The sequence below is a fragment of the Mesorhizobium xinjiangense genome, assembly GCF_009749525.1.
Lineage (GTDB): Bacteria > Pseudomonadota > Alphaproteobacteria > Rhizobiales > Rhizobiaceae > Mangrovimarina > Mangrovimarina xinjiangensis.
Map to the genome: position 1 here is coordinate 161005 of NZ_WOAC01000008.1, position 6496 is coordinate 167500.

The following is a 6496-nucleotide window of genomic DNA, read 5'->3' on the forward strand; positions in this document are numbered from 1 at the left end:
AGTCTTGTTATCCAGCCAATTGTCCTGCCGATTTGATGATCATCGACATGATGCGCTCCTGGGTGGCTTCCGCCGTCGGCAGCTCACCGACGATGCGGCCTTCGTTCATCACGTAGAGACGGTCGGAAATGCCCAGCAGCTCCGGCATTTCCGACGAGATGACGACGATGGCCTTGCCGGCCGCCGCCAGGTCGCGAATGATCGTGTAGATCTCGAATTTGGCGCCAACGTCGATGCCGCGCGTCGGCTCGTCGAGGATGAGGATGTCGGGGTCGGCGAACAGCCATTTCGACAGCACCACCTTCTGTTGGTTGCCGCCCGAAAGGTTGACCGCCTCCTGCGCCACCGAGGAGCACTTGATGTTGATCTTGTCGCGGAACTGCTCGGCCACCGCCTGCTCGCGGCGCTCGTCGACCACCATGTTGGACGCCACCGCCTCCAGCTTGGCCAGCGGGATGTTGCGCCGGATCGTCTCGTCGAGCACCAGGCCGTAGGTCTTGCGGTCCTCGGTGGCGTAGGCGAGGCCGGCGTCGATGGCGCGCCGGATGGTGGAAACGTCGGCCGGCCGGCCGTCGATCAGCACCTCGCCGGAGATATTCTGGCCATAAGCGCGGCCGAACAGGCTCATGGCGAGCTCGGTGCGTCCCGCGCCCATCAGCCCGGCAATGCCGACGACCTCGCCGCGGCGCACCGACAGGTTGGCGTCGTCGACCACTTTGCGCTCGGTGTGGATCGGGTGATGGACGGTCCAGTTCTTCACCTCGAAGACCGTCTCGCCGATCTTCGGCGTGCGCGGCGGATAGCGGTCGGACAGCGAACGGCCGACCATGTCGCGAATGATGCGGTCCTCGCTCACCGGCCCGGCGCTGCAGTCGATCGTGCCGATGGTTGCCCCATCGCGCAGCACGGTGATCGTATCGGCGACCTTCGAGATCTCGTTGAGCTTGTGCGAAATGAGGATGGAGGAGATGCCGCGCTCGCGGAACTCCTTCAACAGATCGAGCAGCGCGTCGCTGTCCTTTTCATTGAGCGAGGAGGTCGGCTCATCGAGGATGAGAAGCTTGACTTCCTTCGACAGCGCCTTGGCGATCTCGACGAGCTGTTGCTTGCCGAGCCCGATATTGGTGATCTTCGTCTCGGGGTGCTCGGTGAGCCCGACCCGGGCCAGGAGTTCGCGGGTTCGCCGGTTGGTCTCGCGCCAGTCGACGATGCCGCGTCGGGCGCGTTCGTTGCCGAGGAAGATGTTCTCGGCGATCGACAGGAGCGGCACCAGCGCCAGCTCCTGGTGGATGATGATGATGCCTTCACGCTCGCTGTCGGCAACGCCGCGAAAGGCCTTCTCCTCGCCGTTGTAGACGATCTGGCCTTCGTAGGAGCCATGCGGATAGACGCCGCTCAGCACCTTCATCAGGGTCGACTTGCCGGCGCCGTTCTCGCCGACCAGCGCATGGATCTCGCCGCGCTCGACCTCGATATTGACCCTGTCGAGGGCGACGACCCCCGGAAAGGTCTTGGTGATGTCGCGCATCTCGAGAATGATGTCGGATGACATGGCTCGCGTCCTAAGGGTAGGCGGGGTTATCGAGGATGGGGTGCCTTAGCCGGGACCCCACCCTCAATCCCTCCCCTCTCCTGAGCTTGTCGAAGGGGGAGGGAGGCAGACAGGTTGCGGCTACTGGACCTGGTCTTTGGTGTAGTAGCCGGTGTCTACGAGCCTCTCTTCCCAGTTGGCCGCCGTAACGGGCAGGGGCTCCAGGAGATAGGACGGCACGACCTTCACGCCGTTGTCGTAGGTCTCGGTGTCGTTGATTTCCGGCTCGCCGCCGCCGAGCACCGCATCGACCATGCCCACCGTGACACGGGCCAGTTCACGCGTGTCCTTGAAGATGGTGGAATATTGCTCGCCGCGCAGGATCGCCTTGACCGAAGGGATCTCGGCATCCTGGCCGGAAACGATCGGCATTTTCATGTCGCCGGAGCCGTAGCCGACGCCCTTGAGCGAGGAGATGATGCCGATCGACAGGCCGTCATAGGGCGACAGTACGCCGTGCACGGTCTTGCCGGTGTAGTTGGCCGAAAGCAGGTTATCCATGCGTGCCTGGGCGACGGAGCCGTCCCAGCGCAGCGTGCCGACCGTGTCCATGCCCATCTGGCCGGACGCAATGACGATCTTGCCTTCGTCGATCAGCGGCTGCAGCACCGACATGGCGCCGTCATAGAAGAAGTAGGCGTTGTTGTCGTCCGGTGAGCCGCCGAACAACTCGACATTCCAGGGCTCGGCGTCCGGGAAGCGCTCCTTGAGTCCGTCGACCAGCGTGTTGGCCTGCTGCACGCCGACCTTGAAATTGTCGAAGGTGGCGTAATAGTCGACATGCGCGCTGTCGCGGATCAGCCGGTCATAGGCGATGACCTCGATACCGGCCGCATCGGCGTTGGCGAGCGCATTGGACAGCGTGGTGCCGTCGATGGCGGCAATCACCAGCGCGTCGACCCCCTTGGTGATCATGTTCTCGATCTGGGCGAGCTGGTTGGGGATGTCGTCCTCGGCATATTGCAGGTCGGTCGAATAGCCGGCGTCTTCGAACTGCTTGACCATGCTCTGGCCGTCGGAAATCCAGCGGGCCGAGGATTTCGTCGGCATGGCGATGCCGACCGTTCCTTTTTCCTGCGCGCCGGCCGGGCCGGTGAAAGAGGCGGCGACGATAGCCGTCGTCGCCAGTGCAAGTGTCAGAAGTTTCATCTGGTCCTCCCAATAAATAGACGTGCCGCTCGAAGCGGCGGCGTTGCCGGACTGGCGAATTGCAGATCGAGACGGAAACGGTTCGGGCGGCAAAGACGGTGCCGGCCGCGAAGAAGTCGTTCCTCCCATCCTCCCGCGGCTGCTTGCGATCTGTCTGCCGCCCCCGCGAGGCCTGACAGTCCTATGAAGGGGTGATATGCAGGTCAAATGCGAACTTCGACGATTGATATGCCGATTCTGATATATTTATTGAATGGAGCCAATGCGTGAACGACCGGACGAAGCCCTTTGAAAGCGGCATCCTCATACGCCGCGGACTGAAGCTCACCCATCTGCGTCTGGTGGTCGCCTTGAAGGAGACGGGCCAGATGAGCGCGGCGGCGGCGCAACTGGCGATCTCGCAGCCTGCAGCTTCGCGCATGGCGTCCGAGGTCGAAGCGATCGTCGGCGTGCCGCTTTACGCGCGTCATGCGCGCGGCATCGTCCTGACGGCCTATGGCGAACGCCTTGCCGACAGGGCGCGGGCGACGCTGCAGGGGCTGGACGACGCGGCGCGCGAGATCAGCGAGATGGAGCGCGGCATGCAGGGCTCCGTTTCCATCGGCGCGGTGACCGGACCGGCGCTCGACCTCGTGCTGCCGGCGTTGCGCCAGGCGCGGCTGACCCATCCGGGCATCTCGATCACGGTCAGCGTCGACACGAGCGACCGCCTGGCGGAGGCCCTAATGGCGGCGCGGGTCGACTTCTTCATCGGGCGCATTCTCGGCGATGTCGATCCAAAGATGTTCGAGACGCGGCTGATCGCGGAGGAACCGATCAGCCTGATCGTGCGCAGCGGCCATCCCCTGACACGGCGGACCAGCGTCGCGCTCGAGGATTGCGTGGCTTATGACTGGGTGCTGCAGGCGCCGGGCGGGCTTTTGCGGCGTACGGTGGAAGCCCACCTGATGGCGCGCGGCATCGCCCTGCCCGACAAGGTGCTCGGCACCTCGTCGCTGTTGTTGACGCTCGCTTATATCAGCCGATCGAACGCGATTGCGCCGGTGGCCAAGGCGGCGGCAGACTTCTATGGCGGCGAGGAGGGGATGAATGCCCGTATCGTCGAACTGCCGGTGGATGAAGAGATCAGGGTCGAACCCTATTCCCTGATCCTTCACGCACAGCGTTCTCTCTCTCCGGCCTCGGAAGTCATGTTCGAGATGATCGCCACCGCCGCGCGCGCCGCGCCGGGACAATGAAGGACGCCACTCATGCCCGTGCCGCCTGGCGCGACGTGCCGCCAGGCGCCGTCCTCACGAATCGCGCGGCGTGGCGGCGGATGGCGAAGTTGACGGCCGCGAAGGCCACCAGGGCGGAAGCCACGTGGAGAACGACGACGAGATAACGAAAGTCGCGGCCGGCATCCGGCGGGGCCTGGAACTGAAACTCCAGGCGGCCGACGGCATAGAAGTAGGAGACGAGACCGACGATCGCGGCGAGGCCCGCGGCCCAGGCGATACGTTCGCGCAGCGTGCTGCGCAGGTCGGCGCGAATGGTGAAGACGACCAGGATGAGCGCGGCAATGGCCGGCGCCATGGCGTGCAGGCAGAAGAACGGCAGCCTGCGGATGATGAATGTCCAGACCGAACCGTCATAGGCGCCGTCGAATGCGCCGCGGTCCATCAGCGCCTGGGCGTAATCATAGAGAATGATCGCAACCACGACGAGGACGATCGGCAGGGCATATCGCTCGACGATGGCGGATACCGAACGATCGTCCGTTTCCGAGCCCGACGACAGTCGCTCGAGCGCCAGCATGTTGACGACGACCACGGCGAAGAAGAGGGGCACGTAATTCGACAGCAGATACAGGCCGGACATGGCGGGCGAGGCCGGCCAGAAATCCCAGCTCTCGCGTTTGCCGAGCGCGCCGTCGACAAAGGTCTGCATCGACGACATGGGCAGCACGACCCAAAGCACGACGGCACACAGGAGAAAGACGAGAATGCCGCTGCTCCAGGCTTTCGGCCGGCGTTCCTGGTCCGGCATCGAGACGGCGAGCGCCTTGGCGAGCTTGGGCAGTGCGCGCCCGCCGCCGCTCTTGACCGTGGCCACCGCGGCGGCAAAGATCAGGTCTTGCACGACGAAGCGCTTCTCGCGCGACGATCCCTGCCGGATCTCGTCAAGTTCGGCCTGCCGGTCGAGCTTCATCTGGCCGACATAGTCGCTGTAGAAGCTCGTGTCGGCAAAGGCGCCGATCCTGTGAATCCACTGGTCGCTCAGCATCTGCTCCAACTCTGCCGCCAGGGCTTCGGGCCCATCGCTGCGGGCCAGGATCTCGTCGGCGAAATGCGCCGAAATGCGGGCGACATGCTCGGGTATGCCGATCCAGCGATGGAAGACCTCCTTCTGGAAATTGGCGATCCTGTCCAGGCCGGGAAAGGGTTGGGTGAGGCCGACCATCATGGCCGCGACAATCAATGGGAAGATGGAGGGATCCGTCAGGTGCGACCGTCCGCTGTCGCCGCCGGCGATCGTCATCCAGCCTTCCAGCACGCCGGGCGGCACGGAGCAAAGCAGGGTATAGGCCGCAAAGGAGGCGAGGAGGAACGCCGCGAGCGCCGCATTGAACGTCCAGGCATCCGTAAAGTCCCTTGGGCGCAATTGCGCGATCAGGTTGGAGCGCGGGCTGGGCGTCGTCTGCGGTGCCGAGAATTCGCAGAACTTGCCGACCTGGCTGAACGACAGAACGGCCGCCCCGAACCAGAATGCGGGCGAGGAGAACAGGGCAAGCATGGCACTCTCTCCCGGTTCATTGTTTCGGGCAGTTGCCGTTCGGGCATTCCTGCGCCAGCGCGGCGGTTTCGATATGGAATGCGGGTGCCGATGCGACGGCCAGCGCCGCTAGCGCCAGCAGGAGGATCGACAGGCGATGGTTGCGCGTAGGAAGTTGCATGGAACCGCTCCGTCAATGTCACGATCACCAGAATGACAATTATCCCATGCTGGACGTGCGCCGTCTATGAACATTGTCACAGGAGGAACACCGCTCATCGACGTCGATGCCGGCCGGCCTATGCGGGAGCCCGGCAGAAGATGGGTCGCCGGCCCTGCGGCCAGGCCATGCGATGCCCGCACGAAACCGAAAATCCCGGCCCGCCGGCCCCTGCAAGCCGCCATTGCGCAGGAATGCAGCGCTGCCGTACCCGGAAGGAGGCCTCGTCGCCGCCTGTGAATAATTGATTTTCAATGTAATTTCAATGACTTAAAACTTTCCGGCAACGGGACGGCCGAAGCTGTCTGCAAAAGGTCCAAAAAAGTTTGTTTGTTGAGTTGACAGTATGGATTGGTGGCGACTATATACGCCTCACCAACGAGGGCGGCGGTGCCGCTGGCGGCAGAGAGCTTCGCCCTTGTGTTTGGGTTAATCAAGAGAGCCGCGTGAGCGACACTCGAGAAGGCTGGAAGGCGCAAGCGTAACGGCCGATGACATTGCGTATGCGGTGTCTGTTCTTTGACAATTGAATATTGGAAGAAAGAGAAACGTGGGCGGCAAGGTTCCTGCGGGTCTCGGGTCCTGGAAGGGATTTGAGGCTTGAAGAGACTTTGGCGGACACGTTTCGAGAGAAAGTTACACGTTCTTTTGACGGAGATATTTTCGCCGATCCTTTGGGATCGACGGAATTTTCGTTGAGGGACGGTGTGAATGTTCTCGTCGATTCAAGCGTGACCAATTAAAGCCAAATCAAGTCTTTCAAACATGAGAGTTTGATCCTG

At 62.9% G+C, this 6496-nt stretch carries 5 protein-coding genes and 1 rRNA gene (1 of these 6 cut by a window edge); 2 read left to right on the forward strand and 4 right to left on the reverse strand.

Annotation, left to right across the window (positions count from 1 at the left end):
• Window positions 1-7: 7 nt before the first annotated feature.
• Entirely contained in the window at window positions 8-1552 is a 1545-nt protein-coding gene (gene mmsA / locus GM909_RS10960; RefSeq protein WP_157016428.1) for a multiple monosaccharide ABC transporter ATP-binding protein, read from the reverse strand.
• 120 nt (window positions 1553-1672) lie between these two features.
• Window positions 1673-2740: a multiple monosaccharide ABC transporter substrate-binding protein gene (gene chvE, locus GM909_RS10965; RefSeq protein WP_157016429.1), complete on the reverse strand. Its 1068-nt coding sequence runs from the start codon at window positions 2738-2740 to the stop codon at window positions 1673-1675.
• Between the two features lie 266 nt (window positions 2741-3006).
• On the opposite strand from chvE, the gene GM909_RS10970 reads away from it, so the two are divergent.
• Window positions 3007-3978 (forward strand): LysR family transcriptional regulator, encoded by a 972-nt coding sequence (locus tag GM909_RS10970; RefSeq protein WP_235911824.1) that lies wholly within the window; start codon window positions 3007-3009, stop codon window positions 3976-3978.
• Between the two features lie 10 nt (window positions 3979-3988).
• Here the strand turns inward: GM909_RS10970 and GM909_RS10975 are convergent, their stop codons facing one another.
• Both GM909_RS10975 and GM909_RS10980 read right to left on the reverse strand, forming a co-directional pair.
• Window positions 3989-5515, reverse strand: coding sequence for a hypothetical protein (locus tag GM909_RS10975; protein ID WP_157016430.1), 1527 nt, complete (start codon window positions 5513-5515; stop codon window positions 3989-3991).
• Window positions 5516-5531: 16 nt separating this feature from the next.
• A complete protein-coding gene (locus tag GM909_RS10980; protein WP_157016431.1) occupies window positions 5532-5675 on the reverse strand; it encodes a hypothetical protein in 144 nt (47 codons plus the stop codon).
• A gap of 800 nt (window positions 5676-6475) precedes the next feature.
• Here GM909_RS10980 and GM909_RS10985 point away from each other — a divergent pair.
• Window positions 6476-6496 (forward strand): 16S ribosomal RNA (locus GM909_RS10985); it runs 1466 nt beyond the window's last position.

Excerpts from the sequence above, each read along its gene's own strand:
- mmsA (WP_157016428.1), bottom strand. The coding sequence starts at position 1,552 with ATGTCATCCGACATCATTCTCGAGATGCGCGACATCACCAAGACCTTT.
- chvE (WP_157016429.1), bottom strand. The coding sequence starts at position 2,740 with ATGAAACTTCTGACACTTGCACTGGCGACGACGGCTATCGTCGCCGCC.
- GM909_RS10975 (WP_157016430.1), bottom strand. The coding sequence starts at position 5,515 with ATGCTTGCCCTGTTCTCCTCGCCCGCATTCTGGTTCGGGGCGGCCGTT.
- GM909_RS10980 (WP_157016431.1), bottom strand. The coding sequence starts at position 5,675 with ATGCAACTTCCTACGCGCAACCATCGCCTGTCGATCCTCCTGCTGGCG.